This window comes from Roseovarius spongiae (assembly GCF_003651245.1).
In the GTDB taxonomy this organism is placed as follows: Bacteria; Pseudomonadota; Alphaproteobacteria; order Rhodobacterales; family Rhodobacteraceae; genus Roseovarius; species Roseovarius spongiae.
Window position 1 is genome coordinate 256,430 of sequence record NZ_RAPE01000003.1, and the last position, 19,953, is coordinate 276,382.

21 protein-coding genes are annotated in these 19,953 nt (G+C 67.3%); 9 read left to right on the top strand and 12 right to left on the bottom strand.

Translation table 11 applies throughout. From position 1 onward, the window contains the following. Positions 1-75 precede the first annotated feature (75 nt). Both D6850_RS12525 and D6850_RS12530 read left to right on the top strand, forming a co-directional pair. Positions 76-2,031: a DNA gyrase/topoisomerase IV subunit B gene (locus tag D6850_RS12525; protein ID WP_121167418.1), complete on the top strand. Its 1,956-nt coding sequence runs from the start codon at positions 76-78 to the stop codon at positions 2,029-2,031. 8 nt (positions 2,032-2,039) lie between these two features. Continuing rightward, on the top strand, positions 2,040-3,311 hold the full coding sequence (locus D6850_RS12530) for an ATP-binding protein (RefSeq protein ID WP_147438901.1): 1,272 nt from the start codon (positions 2,040-2,042) through the stop codon (positions 3,309-3,311). Positions 3,312-3,593: 282 nt separating this feature from the next. On the opposite strand, the gene D6850_RS12535 is transcribed toward D6850_RS12530, so the two are convergent. Further along, entirely contained in the window at positions 3,594-4,100 is a 507-nt protein-coding gene (locus tag D6850_RS12535) for a phosphatase domain-containing protein (RefSeq protein WP_121167422.1), read from the bottom strand. A gap of 7 nt (positions 4,101-4,107) precedes the next feature. After that, positions 4,108-4,950, bottom strand: coding sequence for a KPN_02809 family neutral zinc metallopeptidase (gene ypfJ, locus D6850_RS12540; RefSeq protein ID WP_121167424.1), 843 nt, complete (start codon positions 4,948-4,950; stop codon positions 4,108-4,110). A gap of 153 nt (positions 4,951-5,103) precedes the next feature. Between ypfJ and D6850_RS12545 the strand changes: the two genes are divergently transcribed. The 5 genes from D6850_RS12545 (at position 5,104) to recR (ending at position 8,758) form a co-directional block, all read left to right on the top strand. Continuing rightward, a complete protein-coding gene (locus D6850_RS12545) occupies positions 5,104-5,472 on the top strand; it encodes a DUF202 domain-containing protein (protein WP_121167426.1) in 369 nt (122 codons plus the stop codon). An 84-nt stretch (positions 5,473-5,556) separates the two neighbouring features. Next, positions 5,557-7,308 (top strand): DNA polymerase III subunit gamma/tau, encoded by a 1,752-nt coding sequence (locus D6850_RS12550; protein WP_121167428.1) that lies wholly within the window; start codon positions 5,557-5,559, stop codon positions 7,306-7,308. Between the two features lie 8 nt (positions 7,309-7,316). Next, the gene (locus D6850_RS12555; protein ID WP_147438902.1) at positions 7,317-7,664 is read left to right on the top strand and encodes a hypothetical protein; all 348 of its coding nucleotides are present in this window, start codon (positions 7,317-7,319) and stop codon (positions 7,662-7,664) included. An 85-nt stretch (positions 7,665-7,749) separates the two neighbouring features. Then, the gene (locus D6850_RS12560; protein WP_121167865.1) at positions 7,750-8,094 is read left to right on the top strand and encodes a YbaB/EbfC family nucleoid-associated protein; all 345 of its coding nucleotides are present in this window, start codon (positions 7,750-7,752) and stop codon (positions 8,092-8,094) included. Between the two features lie 70 nt (positions 8,095-8,164). Beyond that, positions 8,165-8,758, top strand: coding sequence for a recombination mediator RecR (gene recR, locus D6850_RS12565; RefSeq protein WP_121167432.1), 594 nt, complete (start codon positions 8,165-8,167; stop codon positions 8,756-8,758). Between the two features lie 10 nt (positions 8,759-8,768). On the opposite strand, the gene D6850_RS12570 is transcribed toward recR, so the two are convergent. Together D6850_RS12570 and D6850_RS12575 are read right to left on the bottom strand one after the other, a co-directional pair. Further along, positions 8,769-9,623, bottom strand: coding sequence for an EamA family transporter (locus D6850_RS12570; RefSeq protein WP_121167434.1), 855 nt, complete (start codon positions 9,621-9,623; stop codon positions 8,769-8,771). Positions 9,624-9,716: 93 nt separating this feature from the next. Further along, positions 9,717-10,469 carry a DUF1013 domain-containing protein gene (locus D6850_RS12575; RefSeq protein WP_121167436.1) on the bottom strand — a complete coding sequence of 251 codons (753 nt, stop codon included), beginning with the start codon at positions 10,467-10,469 and terminating at the stop codon, positions 9,717-9,719. Between the two features lie 147 nt (positions 10,470-10,616). Between D6850_RS12575 and D6850_RS12580 the strand changes: the two genes are divergently transcribed. After that, positions 10,617-11,249 carry a ribonuclease T2 family protein gene (locus tag D6850_RS12580; RefSeq protein ID WP_121167438.1) on the top strand — a complete coding sequence of 211 codons (633 nt, stop codon included), beginning with the start codon at positions 10,617-10,619 and terminating at the stop codon, positions 11,247-11,249. A 55-nt stretch (positions 11,250-11,304) separates the two neighbouring features. Here D6850_RS12580 and D6850_RS12585 read toward each other — a convergent pair whose 3' ends face one another. Genes D6850_RS12585 through D6850_RS12600 form a run of 4 tightly spaced genes read right to left on the bottom strand, consistent with a single transcriptional unit; the run spans position 11,305 to position 14,661 of the window. After that, positions 11,305-11,871, bottom strand: a complete 567-nt coding sequence (locus tag D6850_RS12585) for a hypothetical protein (RefSeq protein WP_147438903.1) — start codon at positions 11,869-11,871, stop codon at positions 11,305-11,307. Continuing rightward, positions 11,853-12,977, bottom strand: coding sequence for an exo-alpha-sialidase (locus D6850_RS12590; RefSeq protein ID WP_166434066.1), 1,125 nt, complete (start codon positions 12,975-12,977; stop codon positions 11,853-11,855). The genes D6850_RS12585 and D6850_RS12590 overlap by 19 nt, the downstream gene beginning before the upstream one ends. A gap of 4 nt (positions 12,978-12,981) precedes the next feature. Next, a complete protein-coding gene (locus D6850_RS12595; protein WP_121167444.1) occupies positions 12,982-13,962 on the bottom strand; it encodes an NAD(P)H-quinone oxidoreductase in 981 nt (326 codons plus the stop codon). Between the two features lie 9 nt (positions 13,963-13,971). Then, positions 13,972-14,661, bottom strand: coding sequence for a COQ9 family protein (locus D6850_RS12600; RefSeq protein ID WP_121167446.1), 690 nt, complete (start codon positions 14,659-14,661; stop codon positions 13,972-13,974). Between the two features lie 111 nt (positions 14,662-14,772). On the opposite strand from D6850_RS12600, the gene rpsU reads away from it, so the two are divergent. Next, complete coding sequence (gene rpsU, locus D6850_RS12605; RefSeq protein WP_005614280.1) at positions 14,773-14,979, top strand: 30S ribosomal protein S21; 207 nt, start codon at positions 14,773-14,775, stop codon at positions 14,977-14,979. A 96-nt stretch (positions 14,980-15,075) separates the two neighbouring features. Here rpsU and D6850_RS12610 read toward each other — a convergent pair whose 3' ends face one another. The 4 genes from D6850_RS12610 to D6850_RS12625 all read right to left on the bottom strand — a co-directional run bounded on the left by D6850_RS12610 (position 15,076) and on the right by D6850_RS12625 (position 19,945). Then, positions 15,076-16,104, bottom strand: a complete 1,029-nt coding sequence (locus D6850_RS12610) for a histone deacetylase family protein (RefSeq protein ID WP_121167448.1) — start codon at positions 16,102-16,104, stop codon at positions 15,076-15,078. Positions 16,105-16,214: 110 nt separating this feature from the next. Then, complete coding sequence (locus tag D6850_RS12615) at positions 16,215-17,531, bottom strand: aspartate aminotransferase family protein (protein ID WP_121167450.1); 1,317 nt, start codon at positions 17,529-17,531, stop codon at positions 16,215-16,217. Between the two features lie 6 nt (positions 17,532-17,537). Next, the gene (locus D6850_RS12620) at positions 17,538-18,659 is read right to left on the bottom strand and encodes a phosphotransferase (protein WP_121167452.1); all 1,122 of its coding nucleotides are present in this window, start codon (positions 18,657-18,659) and stop codon (positions 17,538-17,540) included. Further along, positions 18,656-19,945: an ArgE/DapE family deacylase gene (locus D6850_RS12625; RefSeq protein ID WP_121167454.1), complete on the bottom strand. Its 1,290-nt coding sequence runs from the start codon at positions 19,943-19,945 to the stop codon at positions 18,656-18,658. Before D6850_RS12625 ends, D6850_RS12620 begins: the two co-directional genes overlap by 4 nt. Positions 19,946-19,953: the final 8 nt, after the last annotated feature.

Sequence of the window (19,953 nt, forward strand, 5' to 3'; positions counted from 1 at the left end):
AACGGGCACGCATCCACTTTCCCCAAACGCGCGGCTCTGCCATAATCGCGCAAACCAACGAGAATGAGCAGCCACATGAACGATCTTCTGTCGGCCCGTCCGGACGCGGGCGATTACGATGCCTCCTCCATCCAGGTGCTCGAGGACATGGAGCATGTCCGCCTGCGCCCCGGCATGTATATCGGCGGCAAGGATGACCGCGCGCTGCATCACATGGTGGCCGAGATCGTCGACAACTCGATGGATGAGGCGGTGGCGGGTCACGCCACATGGATCGAGGTCGAGCTGCACGAAAACGGCCATGTCAGCGTGCGTGACAACGGGCGCGGCATCCCCACCGGGCCGCACCCCAAGGACCCGAGCAAGTCAGCGCTCGAGATCATCTTCTGCACGCTCAACGCGGGCGGCAAGTTTTCCGGCGACAATTACGAGACGTCGGGCGGGCTGCACGGGGTCGGAAGTTCCGTGGTGAACGCGCTCTCCGATCACCTGCGGGTCGAGGTGGCGCGCAACAAGGAGCTGTTCGCGATGGAGTTCTCGCGCGGGTTGCCGCAGGGCAAGCTGGCGAAGGTCGGCGCCGCGCCCAACCGGCGAGGCACCAGCGTCACCTTCCACCCGGACCCCGAAATCTTCGGCTCGCTCCATCTCAAACCTGCGCGGCTGTTCAAGATGGCGCGCTCCAAGGCGTATCTGTTCTCGGGCGTCGAGATCCGCTGGAAAAGCGCGATCAGCGACGGCGAGACGCCGCAAGAGGCGACGTTCCACTTCCCCGGCGGCCTCGCCGATTACCTGTCGGAAACCTTCGCAGGCGCCACGACCTATGCCGACGCACCCTTCGCGGGAAGCGTGTCGTTCGGCAAGTTCAACGCCCCGGGCAAGGTCGAGTGGGCGATCAACTGGACGCCCGCGCGCGACGGGTTCATCCAGTCCTACTGCAACACCGTGCCCACCCCCGAGGGCGGCACGCATGAGGCCGGCTTCTGGGCCGCGATCCTCAAGGGGATCAAGGCCTACGGCGAACTGGCGGGCAACAAGAAGGCCGGAACGATCACGCGCGAAGACCTGATCACCGGGGCGGGGGCGCTCGTCTCCTGCTTCATCCGCGATCCGGAATTCGTCGGCCAGACCAAGGACCGGCTCGCCACGGTCGAGGCGCAGCGCATGGTCGAGAATTCGGTGCGCGACCATTTCGACAACTGGCTGGCGGCGGATACGAAATCCGCGGGCGCGATCCTCGATTTCCTCGTGCTCCGGGCCGAGGAACGGCTGCGCCGCCGGCAGGAAAAGGAAACCCAGCGCAAGACCGCGACCAAGAAGCTGCGCCTGCCCGGCAAGCTGGTCGATTGCTCATCGAACAGCCGCGACGGCACGGAATTGTTCATCGTCGAAGGCGACAGCGCGGGCGGCTCGGCCAAGATGGCGCGCAACCGCACCAACCAGGCGCTGCTGCCGCTGCGCGGCAAGATCCTGAACGTTCTGGGCGCGGCCAGCTCGAAACTGGGCAGCAACGCGGAGATAAACGATCTGACGCAGGCGCTTGGCGTGGGGCTGGGGACGAAGTTCAACATCGACGATCTGCGCTATGACAAGATCATCATCATGACCGACGCGGACGTGGACGGCGCGCATATCGCGTCGTTGCTGATGACGTTCTTCTTCACGCAGATGCGCGACATGATCGACAAGGGGCATCTCTACCTCGCCTGCCCGCCGCTCTATCGTCTGAGCCAGGGGGCGAAACGGGTCTATTGCGTGGACGAGGCCGAGCGTGACGCGTGGCTCGAGCGTGGTCTTGGCGGCAAGGGCAAGATCGACGTTTCCCGCTTCAAGGGCCTGGGCGAGATGGACGCCAAGGATCTGAAGGAAACCACGATGGACCCGAGTTCGCGCAAGCTGATCCGGGTGACGATCGACGAGGACGAACCGGGCGAGACCGGCGATCTGGTCGAGCGGCTGATGGGCAAGAAGCCGGAACTGCGGTTTCAGTATATCCAGGAGAACGCGCGGTTCGTGGAGGAGTTGGATGTTTGATTAAAAAAATGAGGAACAATTTTCACGATCAGGAACGCAAGGAATTTCGCGCAAGGTTGGATTATAGCCTCCATCCCTCGCGCCACATCGAATTACCTACGCAATTGTATGGGCGCGAATCGTCTATTCAAGAGATGTTAGATGCGTTCGAAACCAGTGGAACACATCCATTCATTTGGGGCCCAAGAGGCATCGGAAAGACGTCTCTGGGACATACCGCGTGCGAAGCGTTCAATAACGAGGTAGTACTCGCCTCTACCGTCGCCTGCGGGAAGAATACCAACTTTCGCGAACTCATAGATGATGTAATTTCTAACGCGGTTTATAGGCATTCGCCGATTTTTAAAGACAGCTCTCTGAGGGCATCTTTAAAAACCTTTGGTATAGAAGTTTCCACTGAACTGGCCGGAATTGAATCTAACCAGCAGGACGTTTCGATAAATCAAGCCGCAACTTTAATAGATTCAACATTTTCACTTTCACGATATGGTGAGAAGACACCTATCATCATTGTTGATGAGTTTGACCGATTGGATGACGAAGAGACTTTCCAAAGCATTTCAGACCTTCTAAAACAATTGTCAGTAATATCATCTCGCGCCAAGTTCTGTTTTTGTGGGGTGACCGATGATCTTGGACACCTTCTTTCAGCTCACGAGTCTGTTGACCGTTACATCTTCGGCGTCGAATTACAGCCGCTATCTCATGATTCGATTTGGAATCTTATACGAGATACCGAGCAAGAGTTTCACATCGAATTTCATCGCGGCCAACAAATTCGCATCGGACAAATTTCGGCTGGGTATCCTCATTTCGCACACCTAGTTCTCAAGAACACCCTAATGGAAGCATTTGAGAATAAGTTTTCTGAACGCGATGTAACAACCGATCTATTTAGGAGCGGTTTAAATAGATCTGCCACTCAGGCCGCTACGCGACTCCGCACTGCTTATGAGAACGCAGTGCGGAAAGGTACTGATAGATATACCGAAGTATTGTTTGCAGTTGCCAACAGCAAACACCTAAACAGGCAATTCAAGGATATTGTGGACGATTACCAGATGATTATGCAGTCGCGTTCTGATCGAGAAGGGTACGACACCAAAAAAAACAATGCGCAAGATCTCAGAAACGCATTAAACAGCCTTCATAGACGGGGATACCTCAAGAAGGGAAAATCTGGCTGGTATCAATTCCACGATCCAATGCTAAGGAGTTATGTACGACTCATTGCAGAGACCGAAGGTGTTGAATTAGGCGATGATACGTTTCCAAATTAGTTCGCTGATAACAGCCAAATCTACGCAAGCGTAAGGTGGGGAACACTCGCCCACGGCACTCACGCACGACAATATCGTACTCACCCCGCGCGGAATCAAGGCGCGCCATGCGCGCCGCCGCGCGATCGCCCGACCGCCACCCGGGCTGGCGATTGGCTGCTGCAGGCCCTTCCCTTTGAGGTCCTACGGATTTGGCGGCCATAAAGCGCCCCGAACACCTGTCGCATCGCCAGCCCGCGGTCTGGCCATCGCGCGGCGCTGCGCCCCGGTGGCGTAGCTCCCCTACCCGCCCTCCGGCGCGCTCCAATCCACCGCTCCGGCCCAGCGCGCCTGCGCTTGCGTCTCCACCGCGCAGGGCCGGATCGCGCGCAGCCGGGCCAGCGCCGCGTCGGGGGCCTCGCCCGCTTCGATCATCAGGCGCAGCGCGGCCATGCCCGACCGCCCACACCCGCCCAGGCAATGGATCAGCACCCGCCCGCCCCCGGCGAGCGCCGCCAGCGCCGCGCGGCTCGCCTCACGCCAGGACCCGTGCTGCGCCGCGTCCGGCGCGGCGAGATCGGCGACCGGCAGATGCGCCCAGCGCGACCCCATCGCCCCGATGTCATGCCCGAGCTCGGGCACGCCCGCTTCGGCCATTTCCCCGGGCGTGGTCAACGTCAGGACCAGCGAGGGGCGCCAGTCCTTCAGGTGCGCAAGGTCGGCGGCGTAGTCGCCCGAGCGCCCCGGCAGCGGCGCAATGGCGAGGATGCCGGCGCCCACCGGCAGCGCATGGATGACAAAGGCGCCCACGCCCGCCTCAGAGCCGGGTCGCGGCGAAGGTGTCGCAATCGCGCACCGCGCCCGAGCGGTAGCCGGTCGCGAACCAGCGCGAGCGTTGTTCGGACGTGCCGTGGGTGAAGGTATGCGGCTGCGGCGTGCGCCCCGCCCGCTTTTGCAGGTAGTCGTCGCCGATCCGGCGCGCGGCGTTCAGCGCCTCGTCGATGTCGCCGGGGTCGAGCAGGCTCTCGACATGGCTGGCCCAGACGCCCGAGAGGCAATCCGCCTGCAGCTCAAGCCGCACGGTCAGCGCGTTGGCCTGCCTCTCGCCCGCCGCCTGGCGGCGCGCGTTGACCTCGGGCAGGATGCCAAGTTCGTCCTGGACGTGATGCGCGACCTCGTGGGCGATCACGTAGGCGGCGGCGAAATCACCCTTGGCGCCCAGCTGCCGCGACAGGGTGGCGAAGAATGCGGTGTCGAGATAGGCCTTGCCGTCGGCGGGGCAGTAGAACGGCCCGGTCGCGCCGGAGGCGCCGCCGCAGGGGCTTTGCGTCCTGCCCGAGAAGAGGACCAGCACCGGCGGGTCGTATTCCAGGCCAAGCTGGTCGGGAAAGATCTGCGCCCAGGCCTCCTCGGTGGTGGCGAGCACGCGGGATGCGAATTGCGCCGCCTCCTCTTCCTCGGGGGTGGGCGCGCGCGTTTCGCCGCCCTGCGCGAACGGGTCCTGCCCCTGCAACAGCGGTGTGACGTCGATGCCGGTAAAGTAGCCGATGGCGAGCACCGCCAGCACCCCCGCGACGCCGAGCCCGCCGGCCGCGCCCCCGCCGCCCCGGCCCCGACGGTCCTCGATGTTCCGGCTGCCGCGCCTGCCCCGTAATCGCATGTCCGCGTCTCCCCTTCGCGTGTCCGGGCGACTATATCGGCCCGCCCCGCGGTGAAGAAAGGTTTTTCCGGCCCCTCCGGTTCCCGCGTCGGGTCGCGTTCGCCATGTCGCGCGCCACTCGCCATCGTCCGGAAGGCGCGGTAAGCTCATCCAATGAGCAGCGAAAAGCGCACCGAATACGCCGAGGACCGGACCGACTGGGCCGAGGATCGCACGATCATGGCGAACGAGCGCACGTTCAATTCGTGGATGGGGCTCGGGCTCGGAGCGGTCGGCGTGGCGGTCGCGCTCAAGGCGGTGTTCGGCGATTTCGATCCGACCTGGGCGGCCAAGCTGGCGGCCTCGCTGTTCCTGGCCATCGCCATCGCCATCTACTGGATCGCCCAACGCCAGGCCCACGCCACCCATGAACGTCTGTCGAGCCGCGCCGCCGAACCCGTGCCGGCGCGGCATTTCCGCCGGCTTTCGGCCGGGCTGACGCTAGCGACGTTGGCCACCGGCGGTATTCTCTGGGCGCTCTGAACCCGGCGATGGTGGACCTCGCCCCGCCGCGCGCCTAATCTGCCCGCAACCCGGCCCCGTCCGATTCACCGAAAGCAGGCGTGCATGACCGACACCTCCCCCTCCGGCTACCGCGTTCTGGCCCGCAAGTACCGGCCCGAAACCTTCGCCGACCTCGTCGGGCAGGACGCGATGGTGCGCACGCTGAAAAACGCCTTCAAGGCGGACCGCATCGCGCAGGCCTTCATCATGACCGGCATCCGCGGCACCGGCAAGACGACGACCGCGCGGATCATCGCCAAGGGCATGAACTGCATCGGCCCCGACGGCAATGGCGGCCCCACGACCGAGCCGTGCGGCGAGTGCGAGCACTGCGTCGCGATCATGGAGGGGCGCCATGTCGATGTTCTGGAAATGGACGCGGCGAGCCGCACCGGCATCAACGACATCCGCGAGATCATCGAATCGGTCGCCTATCGCGCCGCGTCCGCGCGCTACAAGATCTACATCATCGACGAGGTGCACATGCTCAGCACGCAGGCCTTCAACGGCCTGCTGAAAACGCTCGAGGAACCGCCGGCGCATGTTAAGTTCATCTTCGCCACGACCGAGATCCGCAAGGTGCCGGTGACGGTCCTGTCGCGCTGCCAGCGGTTCGACCTGCGCCGCATCGAGCCCGAGGAGATGATCGCGCTGCTGCGCCGGATCGCGGATGCCGAAGGCGCAGCGATCGCCGACGACGCGCTCGCGCTCATCACCCGCGCGGCGGAAGGATCGGCCCGCGACGCGACCTCGCTGCTCGATCAGGCGATCAGCCACGGGGCGGGCGAAACCGGCGCCGAACAGGTGCGCGCGATGCTGGGGCTGGCGGACCGGGGGCGCGTGCTCGACCTGTTCGATCTCATCATGAAGGGCGACGCGGCGAGCGCGCTCAACGAACTCGGCGCGCAATACGCCGCCGGGGCGGACCCCGTCGCGGTGCTGCGCGACCTCGCCGAGATCACCCACTGGATCAGCGTGGTCAAGATTACGCCGGAGGCCGCCGAGGATCCTACCATCGGCCCCGATGAGCGCAGCCGCGGACAGGCGATGGCCGACGCGCTGCCGATGCGCGTGCTCAGCCGGATGTGGCAGATGCTGCTCAAGGCGCTGGAGGAAGTCGCGGACGCGCCGAACGCGATGATGGCCGCCGAGATGGCGGTGATCCGCCTCACCCACGTGGCCGACCTGCCCACCCCCGACGACCTGCTGCGCAAGCTCCAGGACGCTCCCCCGCCTCCGCCCTCCGGCCCCGGCGGCGGCGGCGGGCAGAGCGCGGTCCCGGCGGCGGCGCCCACCCCGCAGGGCGCGGCCCCGCGCAGCGGCGGTCCGAGCGGCGGAAGCGGCGCCCAAACGCTCGCCGTTGCCGCCGACCAGGCGCTGGCGCGCTATCCGACCTTCGACCAGGTGGTCGAACTGATCCGCGCCAACCGCGACGTGAAGCTGCTGGTCGAGGTCGAAACCTGCCTGCGCCTTGCCGCCTACCAGCCCGGCCGGATCGAATTCACGCCCACGCCTGACGCCCCGAGCGACCTCGCCCAGCGGCTCGGCGCAGCGCTCGGGCGCTGGACCGGCAACCGCTGGGCGGTGACGATCGTCAACGACTGCGACGCCCGGACCATCGCCGAGACGCGCGACGCCGCACGCCTCGCGCTCGAGGCGGAGGCGCGGGATCACCCGCTGGTGCAGGCGGTGGTGCAGGCCTTTCCCGGCGCGAAGATCCTCGACATCCGCACGCCCGCCGACCTCGTCCAGGAGGCCGAGGCCGAAGCCCTGCCCGAAGTGGCCGACGAATGGGACCCGTTCGAGGAAGAATGACCCCCTTGATGAGCGATGCCGCCCTCTCCGCCTGCCAGTCCCTCAGACCGAACTGGGACGGCGCGCCGGTCGGCGCCTGGGCCGAGGCGCTGACCCTCTTCACGACGCCGGCCGCGCTGATCCTGCTGCTCGCCTCCGCGCTGGTGATCCGCTTCCGCAGCGCCGCGGGCGCGCTTGTCGCCTGCCTCGGCTGGGCGGCGCTGATCTCGGCCTTCACCTTCTTCGACATGAGCGGCGGCCAGCGCGCGGCGGCGATGGCCGGGGGCTGCATCGGCAAGCCCACGCTTTTCATCGCGCTCGCGATGGCGCTCTGCGCAGCGATGGTCCTGCTCACGACCCGGGGACCCCGGACCTGACGTCCGCGCCGCCGCCCGCCCCTTGTACGCTCACCCCGCCGCGCGTATCTCTAGGCCAACGCAACGGACAACCCGGAGAGAGATGATGTTCAAGGGACTGGGCCAGATGGGCGACATGGCCAAGATGATGAAGGCCGCGCAGGAAATGCAGACCAAGATGGCCGACCTCCAGGAAGAAATGCACAACCTCACCGTCACCGGCGAAAGCGGCGCGGGGCTGGTCAAGGCGGTCGCCACCTGCAAGGGCGAATTGAAGAGCCTCGACATCGACCCCAGTATCTTTTCGAGCGACGACAAGGAAGTGGTCGAAGACCTGATCCTCGCCGCGATCAAGGACGCGCAGCAAAAGGCCAGCGACCGCGCGCAGGAGGAAATGGGCAAGCTGACCGAGGGCATGGGCCTGCCCAAGGACATGAAGCTGCCGTTCTGACCCGCCCCGCCCTGCTTCTTCTTGCCGCAAGTATCCCGGGGGTGTGGGGGCTGGCCCCCACTGGCCGACCATGAGTTCCACGCGCGACATCGACGCCCTGATCGACATGATGGCCCGGCTGCCCGGCCTCGGCCCGCGCTCGGCGCGCCGCGCGGTCCTTCACCTGATCCGCAAGCGCGACCTGAAGCTGACGCCGCTTGCCGACCTCATGCAGACCGTCGCCGCCACGGCGCGCGAATGCGCCCGCTGCGGCAATGTCGGCGCCGCCGAGATCTGCGACATCTGCCTTTCGCCCAAGCGCGGCAACGGCCAGATCTGCGTGGTCGAGGACGTGGCCGACCTCTGGGCGATGGAGCGCGCGGGCGTGTTCAAGGGGCGCTACCACGTGCTCGGCGGCACGCTCAGCGCGCTTGATCAGGTCGGCCCCGAGCAACTGCGCATCCCCCGCCTCGTCGCGCGGATCGAGGAAGAGGAGATCGGCGAGGTGATCCTCGCGCTGGCCGCCACCGTGGACGGGCAGACCACCGCGCATTACATCGCCGACCAGGTGGAGGACCGCGTGCGCCTCACCTCGCTCGCGCAGGGCGTGCCGATCGGCGGTGAGCTCGACTATCTCGATGAGGGCACGATCACCGCCGCGCTCAACGCGCGCAAGGCGCTGTGACGCCCGCGCTTCAGGGTCCGTGGCGCACGTAGCGCAGCAGGACCACCCCCGCCAGCGTCAGCATGGTCGAGACCACCTTGGCGAGATTCATCCGCTCGCCCAACACGAAGACGCCGATCAGCACCGCGAACACGATCGAGGTTTCGCGCAGCGCCGTCACCAGAGCGATGGGCGCCTGCGTGAAGGCCCAGATCACCAGCGCGTAAGCGGTAAAGGACGCCCCGCCCCCGAGGAACACCAGTTTCAGCCCGTGCCGGGGAACCCGCCGCAGCGTCGCGGGCCACCTGAGCGCGGCGATCGCCACGAAGCCGAGCATGTTGCCGATGGTCAGCCAGCCATAGAAGCCGAGCGCGGAGCCCGCCACCCGCGCGCCCAACCCGTCGACCAGCGAATAGGAGGCAATGAAACAGCCCGTGGTGAGGGCCAGCAGCGCGGCGCCCCGATTGCGCAGCCCGTCGGCCCGCCGCGCCAGCGCCATCGACATGATCCCGAGCCCGATCAGCGCCACCGCGCCGATCTGGAGCGGCGCGAGCGTGACGCCGAGGAACAGCACCGACACCGCCGCGACGATCAGCGGCGCGCTGCCCCGCGCGAGCGGGTAGACCTGGCTCAGATCGCCGCTGCGGTAGGCAGCGAGCAGGAAGAGCTGGTAGCCGAGATGCAAAAGGATTCCCGCCCCCATGAGCGGAAGGCTCGCCGGGTCGGGCGACGGCGCGACGGCGAGCACGGGAATCGCGAACAGCCCCTGCCCGATCACCACCCCCGCCATCGCGAGATGCTTGTCCCCGCCGCCCTTGACCATCGCGTTCCAGCCCGCGTGCAGGAGCGCGGCGAAGATGACGGCGAGAAAGACGGTGAGGGTCATGGCCCGCGCTCCGGATCAGGCAAGCTGACCGTTGCATATCCGCGCAACGCGCACAACGCGGCGGATGACCGGACCAACCGGCCGGCGCGGCGCTCAGCCTTGCTTGTCGTCGTCGTCGTCGTTCTCGTCGCTGTCGGGCAGGTTGAACAGGCTGTCGGCGTCGATCTGCTGTTCCTCTTCCTCCGGCTCCGGGTCGCTCAAGCTGAAGGTCTCGAGCCCCTCGATCGCGGTGGGAATCTTGTGTTCGTCCTCGCTTGACAGGCTTTGCTCGGTGCTCAGGAGCTTGCGGCGGTCGTCGTCGCTCATCGCTTCGCCCTCGCGGGCCTTCTTGGCGGCGGCCTTCTGCACGGCGGCGTCGAGTTCGGACTGCTTGCAGAGGCCCAGCGCCACCGGGTCGATCGGCTGGATATTGGCGATGTTCCAGTGGGTGCGCTCGCGAATAGCCTGGATCGTCGGCTTGGTCGTGCCCACCAGCCTGGAGATCTGGCTGTCGGCCAGTTCGGGGTGGAACTTGACCAGCCACAGGATGGACGCGGGCCGGTCCTGGCGTTTGGACAGCGGCGTATAGCGCGGGCCACGGCGCTTTTCCTCGCCCTCGGCGGCGGGGTTGTGCTTGAGCTTCAGCTTGTGCAGCGGGTCCTTCTCGGCCTTGTCGATCTCTTCCTGCGTGAGCTGGTTGTTGGCGACGGGGTCGAACCCCTTGACGCCGGCGGCGACGTCGCCATCGGCGATGCCCTGCACTTCGAGCTCGTGCATCTCGGTGAAATCGGCGATCTGCTTGAAGCTGATCGTGGTGTTGTCCACCAGCCAGACGGCGGTGGCCTTGGCCATGAGCGGTTTTGCCATTGCGGTCTCTCCTTGATCCTGCGCGCGAACGGTTCTTTCCTGTCTCCTGTCTCCAGGAGGCCGCGGAGGGGGTCCGGGGCGGGTTACCGTTGTGGGGGAACTTGGGCGCTGTATAGTGAGGTCCGGCGGAAATTGAAAGACCGAAATATGCGCGTTCTGATTACCCTGTTGCTGCTGATCTCCCCGCCCGTTTTCGCGGACGGCGACCGGGCGGGCGCGTTCGACTACTACGTGCTGAGCCTCAGCTGGTCGCCGACATGGTGCGCGCTCGAGGGCGATGCGCGGGACGCGGCGCAATGCGATCCGGGCGCGCGGACGGGCTGGGTGCTGCACGGGCTCTGGCCGCAATACCACCGTGGCTGGCCGGAGCATTGCCAGACCGGTGAGCGCCCGCCAAGCCGGGCGATGACGCGGGAGATGGCCGATATCATGGGCTCGTCCGGCCTTGCCTGGTATCAATGGAAGAAGCACGGGCGCTGCTCGGGCCTTTCGGCGCGCGCCTATTTCGCGCTGGCGCGCGAGGCGTTCGGCCGGGTCGCATTCCCCGACGTCTTCGACAGGCTCACGCGCCCGGTGAAGCTGCCCGCCTCGGTGGTCGAAGAGGCGTTTTTGAAGGCCAACCCGGGCTGGGAGGCGGACATGCTCACCATCACCTGCCGCGCGGGGCGCATCCAGGAGGCGCGGCTCTGCCTGTCCCGCACGCTCGACCCGGTCCCCTGCGGGCGCGACGTGGTGCGCGACTGCCGCCTTCGCGACGCGCTTTTCGCCCCTGTGCGATAGAGGCAAAGGGCGGAGTTTTGGGTTTTCTTGCCGGGAAAATGCGCATGAGCGCGCGTCAGATCAGGCGCTGCGCGAGGATGGTGAGGACGATCGGGATAAGCAGGACGTGCAGCACGTGGTCGAACCAGTTGCTGCTCCCCCAGCCCAGCGCCCAGGCCAGTTGTCCCGCGACGGCGACCAGCGGCAGGAACAGGTTGCCGGTCGCAAAGCCATAGGCGCAGACCGCGAGCGTCATCAGCGCGACCGGCAGCGGGGCGTAGCCGAAGCGGTAGAGGTCGACCGGGACCGCCCCCATCGCGGCGGCGAGGAAGACGAGGTAGGCGACGAGGAACGCGGCCAGTTCAAGCGTCGAGAAAGGCGCAACCGGCAGGCCGAGATGCGCGCCAACCTGACGCAGCGCCAGCGCCGGAAGCATCACGCCGAAAGGCGCCAGCAGCGCGATCAGCGCCGCGATGGGCAGCGTGCCGGCGAAAACCGTGACCGCGCCAAGGCCGATGGCGGCGCCGAGCGCCGTCGCCGGGACCGGACTCAGCGCCATCCCGCCCAGCGCCCAGGCCAGCCAGCCGATCAACACCGCGAGCGCGGCCTGTTCCAGCAACCCGCTCACTGTTGCAGCGCCCATGCGGCGTTGAAGACATGCGCCGTGATGCCGCGCTTGGTCCCCTTGGAATAGGCGAGCACGATGCTGTCGTCCTTCAGCCTGCGCAGCATCGGGTAGCGCAAGGCGCCCTCGTCCGCGCGGAACCGGTGCAGGACGCGCCAGGTTTCGCCCGCGTCCTCGCTCAGCGACAGGCGCAGATCGCCCGGCGCGTCCGGATCGTCGTTCATCGCCGCGAGGATGCGCGCCCCGCCCAGCGACAGCGCCGCGACCGGGGCGCTCGGGCTCGGGATATCGGTCTGGCGCACGCGCGACCATGTGCGCCCGCCATCGGTGGTGCGCGAGATCAGCAGCCGGCCGCGCGCGGCGTCGAAATCGCGCAGGAAGGCGACCGCGCGGGTGGCGTCCTGCGGCACGATCATCGGCTGGATCGGCTGCAATCCCGGCGCGTCCATGCGCGCGGCGTCACGCACCCTGCCCCGCGCATCCAGACGGACGAGAACCCCGTGCATCTGCCCCATCTCGAAATAGGCGGGCAGCGCGTGGCTGCCGTCGGCGTATTCGACCATCGGCGACTTCACGAGATGCGAGCGATTGAGCAGCGGCGAGAGGTTGAGCTTGCGCGCGCCGAGCGGCCCCTCCGGCCCCATCCGCACATCCGCGACCGAGGCCATCGCCCAGCCGCCGACCGACACCGCGGTCGTGTAGAGCGCGCCCGACGCATTCTCGTTCTCGATCGTGTTGCCCAGCGTCACGACGAGCTGGGGCGGCTCCATCGCGGCGCCAAGTGCGGCGCGGGTGACGCGGCGGCGGGGTGCGCCCACGCGCCAGCCGCCATCGCCCCGCGTGACGGAAGCGGCAAAGATGTCGACATCGGCCTGCGCCTCTTGCGAGCCCTCAAACCAGAGGATGTCGAAGCCGCCTTCGCCGAGCGCGACGCCCGGCGAATGGGCCTGCCCTGCGGGCGCGGTGTAGTCGAGCACGGTGTCGAACGCGGGCGCGCCTTCGGCGACCAGAGGGACGGGCGCGGCAAAGCGCCACGCGGGCGGCGCGTCGCGGCGGACGGTCCAGGCGCCGAGGCCCACGCTCAGCGCCGCGAGCGCGAGGATCGCGATCTGCGCCCCTGTCACGCGCTCACACCTCGAGCACGATCTTGCCGATATGGCCGCCGGCCTCCATGTGCGCGTGCGCCTTGGCGGCGTCGCTCAGCGCATAAGTGCTGTCCATCACCGGCGCAACACGGCCCGCTTCCAGAAGCGGCCAGACATGGGTGCGCAGCGCGTCGGCGATGCGCGCCTTGGCGAGGTCGCTTTGCGGGCGCAGGGTGCTGCCGGTGATGGTCAGGCGGCGCATCATCATTTGGGCAAAGTTCAATTCGACCTTCGGCCCCTGCAGGAAGGCGATCTGCACCAGCCGCCCGTCATCGGCCAGCGATTTTACATTGCGCGGCAGGTAGTCGCCGCCGACCATGTCGAGAATGAGATCGGCCCCGCCCTCGGCGCGGAGGATCTCGACGAAATCCTCCTCGCGGTAGTTGATCGCGCGTTCGGCGCCAAGATCGGCGCAGGCGCGGCATTTCTCGTCCGTTCCGGCGGTGGCGAAGACCCGCGCGCCGAAGACATGCGCCAGCTGGATCGCGGTGGTGCCAATCCCGGAAGAGCCGCCGTGGACGAGAAACCGCTCACCCGCCTCGAGGCCGCCGCGCATGAAGACGTTGGACCAGACGGTAAAGAAGGTTTCGGGCAGGCAGGCGGCCTCCTTCATCCCCATGCCGGCCGGAACCGGCAGGCAATGCGCCGCCGGGGTCGCGACATATTCGGCATAGCCGCCGCCGGGCAACAGCGCGCAGACCGCGTCGCCCACCGCCCATTCGCGCACGGCGTCGCCGATTGCGGCGATCTCGCCCGCGGCCTCGAGCCCGGGCAGGTCGCTCGCGCCCTCGGGCGGGTTGTACATGCCCGCGCGTTGCAGCGCGTCGGGGAGGTTCACCCCGGCATAGGCCACGCGGATCACCACCTCGTGCGCGCGGGGACGCGGAACGGGGCGCTGCACCGGTTTCAGAACCTCGGGGCCGCCGGGCTGGGTGATTTCCACGGCGTTCATCATGTCGGGCATGTCTGTCTCCTATGTCTGGTCGCGCCAGTGGCCGGGCAGATCGTCGCGCGCGCCTTTTTTCGGAGCGCGCACCCGGCCCAGCACGGCGAGCGGGCCGGCTAGCACGGTGCTTAGCAGCTTGTTGTCGCGCGCGCGCGCTTTCAGCTTCTCGAACTGCATCACGTCATCGATCCGCCGGTCAAGGAACCCCCATGTCGCCCGATGGTCGGTGCTGTCATCGCCCAGCCAGTAGAGCACGGTGGAACTGTAAACGCCCGAAAGCGTGGCGCGCTTGGTGTACCAGTTTATGTCGTCCGAACTGTCGCCCAGCGCGGTCCAGATCAGATCGCAGGTGTTCCAGATCGCGCGCGTGCCGTCAGCGACATGCTGCGGCAGCGCAAAGAGCGCGACGCCGCGGCGCACCATCTCGCGGTCCGGGGTCGCCTCGAGCCGGAAGCGCACGGCAGTGGCGATCCGGTCGCGAAAGCGCATGGCCGACAGGTCCGTCTCTTCCAGCCGCGCCACCATCTTCGCATCCCCTGCGGCGTGCCAGGCGAGCGCCATGTCGACCGCGCCGCGCGGAAAGAGGGCGCGCGCCACGCCGGGGGCGACGCCCGCGTCGCGCGCGGCGGCGTCGAAGCTCGCCGCGCTCCAGCCGTCGAAGGGAACATGCGCGGCGGCGGCGTCCAGAAGGGCGGCGCGGATGTCAGGATCGGTCATTGTTCTTCTCCCCTTCTACGTGCGTCACCCTAGACAAGATGGCCGTGCTTTGCTATAGACGCGCTTCCTGCAAACTCATGCAAATTCAACTTAGGAAGGTGGTGACACCACATGCAGGTTAGTGTTCGCGACAACAATGTCGATCAGGCGCTTCGCGCCCTGAAGAAGAAACTGCAGCGCGAAGGCGTGTTTCGTGAAATGAAGCTCAAGCAACATTTCGAGAAACCGTCCGAGAAGAAAGCGCGCGAGAAGGCCGAGGCGATTCGCCGGGCCCGCAAGCTGGCCCGGAAGAAAGCCCAGCGCGAAGGACTGCTGTAAGGCGCTCCTTCGGCGGTTTCGACCGACACATTCGAGAACAAGAAACCCCCGTGGCGCATCCGCCGCGGGGGTTTTTCGTTGCGGCTGTCGCCTGGCTTATCCCCGCGCGCTATCGAACCCGCCGAGAAAGGCCGCCAGGTTCTCGCCCAGGATTTCGCTCAGATAACCGCCCTCCTGAATGATCGCGACCGGCAGGGCCACGGCGCCCAGCCGTTCGCCCGCCGCGCGGAAGCCCTCGGTCGTGACCTTCAGCGCGCCGTTCGGGTCGTGTTCGGACGCATCCAGCCCCAGCGCCACGACCAGCGCGCCGATTCCGTGATCGGTGACAAAACCGATGGCGCGGTCGATCGCGTCCAGATAGACGTCATCGCCCGACCCGTGCGCCAGCGGCAGGTTCAGGTTGTGCCCCGCGCCCGCCCCGGCGCCGGTCTCTTCGGCGTAGCCCGCGTAGTAGGGCATGAAGGCCGACGGGTCGGCGTGGATCGAACAGGTGGCGACGTCGTCGCGCTCGTAGAAGATGATCTGCGTGCCGTTGCCCGCGTGCACGTCTATGTCGATGATCCCGGCCTTGCAGCCCAGTTTCGCGCCCAGATGCGCGGCGGCGACGGCGCTGTTGTTGACGAAACAGAAGCCCCCAGTGCTCTCGGTCGAGGCGTGATGCCCCGGCGGGCGGCAGAGGCCATAGGCGTGGCCGCCGTCGAGCACCGCCTCGGCCGTGGTCACGGCGACATCGGCGCTGGCGAGAACCGCTTCATACGTCTTTTCGTAAAGCGGCGCCGACAGGTCGGCCATGTGAAAGCCGACGCGCCCGATCATGCCCTCGGGGTAGCGATGCATCTCCGGGCGGGCGAAATGCGAGGGCAGGACATAGTCCAACCCCGGCTCAATCTCGTCGCGGCAGGCCCATGCGGTCGCGAGGAAATCGAGGTAACGTTCGCTATGAACGCGCCGGATCGGGTCCAGCCCGTGCGCGTCGGCCTCTCGCAAGTCGTGCCCGGCCCTTTCGGCGGCGCCGCGCAGGACGCGATACCGCTCGGCGCGTTCAAGATGCTCGATGCGCTTGCCGCGCCGGAAATAGAAATCCGGGGCGTGCAGCAGGCTTTTCTCGGTATGGAAAACTCTCACGGGGGCTGGCCTTTCGTTCAGGTTTCGCGAAAGCGCGCGCCGGGGCGCGGCACGGGGAACAGTAGTAGCGCGGCGACCCGCCACGCCAAGGACATTCTGCGCCGCGCAGGTCAGCCGGCGAGAAGCGCGGCCTTCAGCGCATCGACGAGAATCGCCGCCTCATCCTCGCGCAGCACCAGCGGCGGGCGGATCTTGAGGATATTGCCCCCCGGCCCTGTGGCGCTGATCAGCACGCCGTTGCGGCGCATGTGATTGACGATGAAGGCGGCGCGCGCGCCGTCCGGCGCGGCGCCGTCGCGGTCCCGCACGCATTCCACGGCGATGAACAGGCCCGCGCCGCGCACATCCGCGATATCGTCGCGCCCGGCGCAGAGATCCGCCAGCGCGGCCTTCAGCGCGCCGCCGACCTTGCGCGCGTTTTCGTGCAGGCCCTCGTCCTCGATCACGTCCATCACCGCCATGCCCGCCGCGCAGGCCACCGGGTTGCCGCCGAATGTGTTGAAATATCGCGCGCCCGCGCCGAATTCCGCGACCAGACCGGGGCGCATCGCCACGCCCGAAACCGGGAACCCGTTGCCCATCGGCTTGCCCATCGTCACCATGTCGGGCGCGAGCCCATGCCGCTGGAAGCCCCACCAGGCCTCGCCCGTGCGCGCGAAACCGGGCTGCACCTCGTCGGCGATGAAGATACCGCCCTCGGCGCGGATGAGGTCCACCGCCGGTTGCAGGAAGCCCTTCGGATCGGGATAGAGCCCGTCACTGGAAAAGACGGTGTCGCAGATGAAGGCCGCAGGCTCGATTCCGTCGGCGCGCATCTCTCCGATCGCGCGGGCGAGGTCGGCCGCCAGCCGCGCGCCCTGCTCCTCCGGCGGGATGCGCAGCGCGTCGGGGCCGTCAACCAGCCGCACCCGCGCGCTGCGCGGAACGAACCGGCCGAGCGACGGCGACAGTTCCGACACCGCCTCGGTCACGCCATGATAGGCGTGGCGCGTGACGATCACCCCCTCCCGCCCGAGGCTCGAGCGCGCGATGCGCAGCGCGAGGTCGTTCGCCTCCGACCCCGTGCAGGTGAACATCACATGGCCCAGCGCATCGGGCATCGTCGCCAACAGCCGTTCGGCATAGGCAACCGGTCCCTCGTGCAGGTAACGGGTGTGGGTGTTCAACACCTGCGCCTGCGCCGTGATCGCCTCGACCACCTTCGGATGGCAATGCCCGACCGACACGACATTGTTGTAGGCGTCAAGGTATTTGCGCCCCTGCCCGTCCCAGAGCCACACCCCTTCGCCCCGGACGAGGTGCAGCGGCTCTTCGTAGAACAGCCGATAGGCCGGGCCGAGCGCGTTCTTGCGCCGCTCGATCAGCGCGGCGTCGTCGGGCACAAGGTCGGCGGGGCGGTCAGGGTCGAAGGCGTTGGTCATGGTCATCTGGCATCACTCCGGTAAGGGGCGGCTGGCGGCGGCGCGCAGACGCTCGAGCGTCACGGCGTCGCCGATCTGGTCGAGCGCGCCCAGCCCCCGCCGCGCGCCTTCGCTGTTGCGCAGGATGTAATCGGCGTTCTCGGGATAACGCCGCGCCCGCCATGCGCCCAGTGTCAGCGTGGTGGCGTGCCGCAGCCGGATCAGATCCGGCAGCAGCGCGATCTCCTCGTCCTCGAGCGGCAGGACCGAAGCGTAGCCCGCGACCATCTCCGTCACTCCGGCCAGCGGATCGGCCCCGTCGCCAAGCTGGTAGGAACAGGCCACCGCCAGGTCGCAGGCAAGCGGCGTGTGCACCATGTCCCCGAAGTCGATGACGCCTGTGACCTTGGTGGCCCGCGTCCCGTCGACCAGCAGGTTGTGCGGGTTGAAATCGTTATGCACGACCTGCGCGCGCAAACCGGGCAGCCGGGGCGCGATGTCCGCGTCGAAGCGGTCCAGCAGCGTCTCCAGCCGGGCGCGCAGCGCATCGTCCGCGACCGCCTCGAGCATGGGACGCAGGCGGTGGGCCTGCTTGATGTCCCATTGCAAAACGTGCCCCGCCGCCGGGTGAAAGAACCCCCGCATCGCCCGCGCGAGCCGCGCCAGCAGCGCGCCGAGTTCGCCGCGCAGCCCCGGCGCGAGCGTTGCGTTGGCCAGGATCGCGCCCGGCAGGTAGCCGAGCAACCGCACGACGTGAGGGCGCCCGTCGGGGCCGGTGATGATCTCGGATGCGCCGCCCGAGAGGCTCGCGTGGACGCGCGGCACGGGCAGGTCGGGTGCGACGCCGGCGATATGGATCAGCACCGCCGTCTGCATGTCGGTGACGGCGCGGGGTTCTGCGGCGTTGGTCACCTTGAGCAGCGCTTCCTCGCCCGACCCGAGCGTGACGTGGAAATTCGCGTCCTTCTCGGCGCTGAGCGGGCGGATTCGGCCTTTGACGCCGAAGAGATCGCGCGCCAGGTCCGCCGCTTCCTCCGGCCCGATCACGGGGGCGTCCTGCGCCAGCGGGTCGGTTTCGTCCATCGGCGCGCCGGCGGCGGCGCCGGCGATGACAGGCGGCAGCCCGGTCTGGCGCAGGGCGCGCTGCCCGCTCATGGCGCCACCGGCTCCAGCCCGCACCATTCGGCGATGAACAGCGCCATCGCCTGCGTGACGCGCCTGACCGACGGGAGGTTCACGCATTCGTCGACGCCGTGGATGTTGCGGGAGACCGGCCCGTAGCAGAGCGCCGGGATCCGGTTGTAGAGCGCATAAACCCTCGTGTCGAGATATCCCGCCGTCATGAAGGATTCGAGCGGCGCGCCCGCCGCTGCCTCGTGCGCGCGGCCCAGCGCGGCCTCGGCCTCGGAGCCGGGTTCAAGCACGTAGCCCTCGGCGTGAAAGCCGTTGAAGACGACCTGCGGCGGGTTGTTCGACAGAAACGCGTCCTTCTGCGCGAAGGCCGCGACCCTTTCGGTGATCTCCTGCGCGGCGTCCCCGGCGGTTCGGCCGGGATAGATCGACACGCGGCAGTCGATGGTGCACCAGGACGGCACTGAGGACGCCCAGTCCCCGCCCTCGATCCGGCCGATGTTGAGGTTGATCGGGTGGGCCTCCTCCTCGAAATGGGGATGCGCGCCCTTGTCGGCGTTCCAGTCCTTCTCGATTTCGCGCAATGCGCCGATGACGCGGTAGGCGGCGTCGATCGCGTTCGCGCCCTCCCCCATTTCGCGCACATGGACCGGCACGCCGCGCAGCTGGACCTGAAACCAGATGACGCCGGTATTGGCGCGCACGAGCATCTCATCCTCGGGTTCGGGGATCAGGACGGCGTCGGCGGTGTAGCCTTGCAGGAAGGTCTGCAACGCGCCGTTGCCGGTCGATTCCTCCTCGACCACGGATTGCACATAGACGGTCGCGGCGGGCTGCATCCCGATCCGGCGCAGCGCGTCGAGCGCGAAGATGTTGGCCGCCGCTCCCGCCTTCATGTCGCCGACGCCGCGGCCATACATCCAGTCGCCGTCGATCTTCGCGGAAAAGGGGGGATCGGACCACATGTCATGCAGCCCTTCGGGCACCACGTCGAGATGCGATTGCAGGATGAGCGAGCGCCCCGTCTCTTGGCGCGGGCGGTGAATCCCGACGACGATGGGCGCGTCCGAGTGCTGGTCCGAGAATTTCGAGCCACCCGGATGCGCCTCGATCGCGGCGCGGTCCATCTTGAAGCGGTCCATGTCGTAGCCGCGCGCGCGCAGCGTGCGATAGAGCTGGTCCTGGACGCTGTGCTCATGCCCGCGCAGTGACGGATTGCGCACCAGCTCCTGCGTGAACGCCACCTGGTCGTCGAACCCCGCCGCGACCGCCTCCTTGATCCGTTTGCGCAGATCCGCATCCTGTGTCATCGCCCCAT

Coding starts and splice junctions, on each gene's coding strand:
- D6850_RS12525 (WP_121167418.1), top strand. CDS start 76: ATGAACGATCTTCTGTCGGCCCGTCCGGACGCGGGCGATTACGATGCC.
- D6850_RS12530 (WP_147438901.1), top strand. CDS start 2,040: ATGAGGAACAATTTTCACGATCAGGAACGCAAGGAATTTCGCGCAAGG.
- ypfJ (WP_121167424.1), bottom strand. CDS start 4,950: ATGCGATTACGGGGCAGGCGCGGCAGCCGGAACATCGAGGACCGTCGG.
- D6850_RS12545 (WP_121167426.1), top strand. CDS start 5,104: ATGAGCAGCGAAAAGCGCACCGAATACGCCGAGGACCGGACCGACTGG.
- D6850_RS12550 (WP_121167428.1), top strand. CDS start 5,557: ATGACCGACACCTCCCCCTCCGGCTACCGCGTTCTGGCCCGCAAGTAC.
- D6850_RS12555 (WP_147438902.1), top strand. CDS start 7,317: ATGAGCGATGCCGCCCTCTCCGCCTGCCAGTCCCTCAGACCGAACTGG.
- D6850_RS12560 (WP_121167865.1), top strand. CDS start 7,750: ATGTTCAAGGGACTGGGCCAGATGGGCGACATGGCCAAGATGATGAAG.
- recR (WP_121167432.1), top strand. CDS start 8,165: ATGAGTTCCACGCGCGACATCGACGCCCTGATCGACATGATGGCCCGG.
- D6850_RS12570 (WP_121167434.1), bottom strand. CDS start 9,623: ATGACCCTCACCGTCTTTCTCGCCGTCATCTTCGCCGCGCTCCTGCAC.
- D6850_RS12575 (WP_121167436.1), bottom strand. CDS start 10,469: ATGGCAAAACCGCTCATGGCCAAGGCCACCGCCGTCTGGCTGGTGGAC.
- D6850_RS12580 (WP_121167438.1), top strand. CDS start 10,617: ATGCGCGTTCTGATTACCCTGTTGCTGCTGATCTCCCCGCCCGTTTTC.
- D6850_RS12585 (WP_147438903.1), bottom strand. CDS start 11,871: ATGGGCGCTGCAACAGTGAGCGGGTTGCTGGAACAGGCCGCGCTCGCG.
- D6850_RS12595 (WP_121167444.1), bottom strand. CDS start 13,962: ATGCCCGACATGATGAACGCCGTGGAAATCACCCAGCCCGGCGGCCCC.
- D6850_RS12600 (WP_121167446.1), bottom strand. CDS start 14,661: ATGACCGATCCTGACATCCGCGCCGCCCTTCTGGACGCCGCCGCCGCG.
- rpsU (WP_005614280.1), top strand. CDS start 14,773: ATGCAGGTTAGTGTTCGCGACAACAATGTCGATCAGGCGCTTCGCGCC.
- D6850_RS12615 (WP_121167450.1), bottom strand. CDS start 17,531: ATGACCATGACCAACGCCTTCGACCCTGACCGCCCCGCCGACCTTGTG.
- D6850_RS12620 (WP_121167452.1), bottom strand. CDS start 18,659: ATGAGCGGGCAGCGCGCCCTGCGCCAGACCGGGCTGCCGCCTGTCATC.
- D6850_RS12625 (WP_121167454.1), bottom strand. CDS start 19,945: ATGACACAGGATGCGGATCTGCGCAAACGGATCAAGGAGGCGGTCGCG.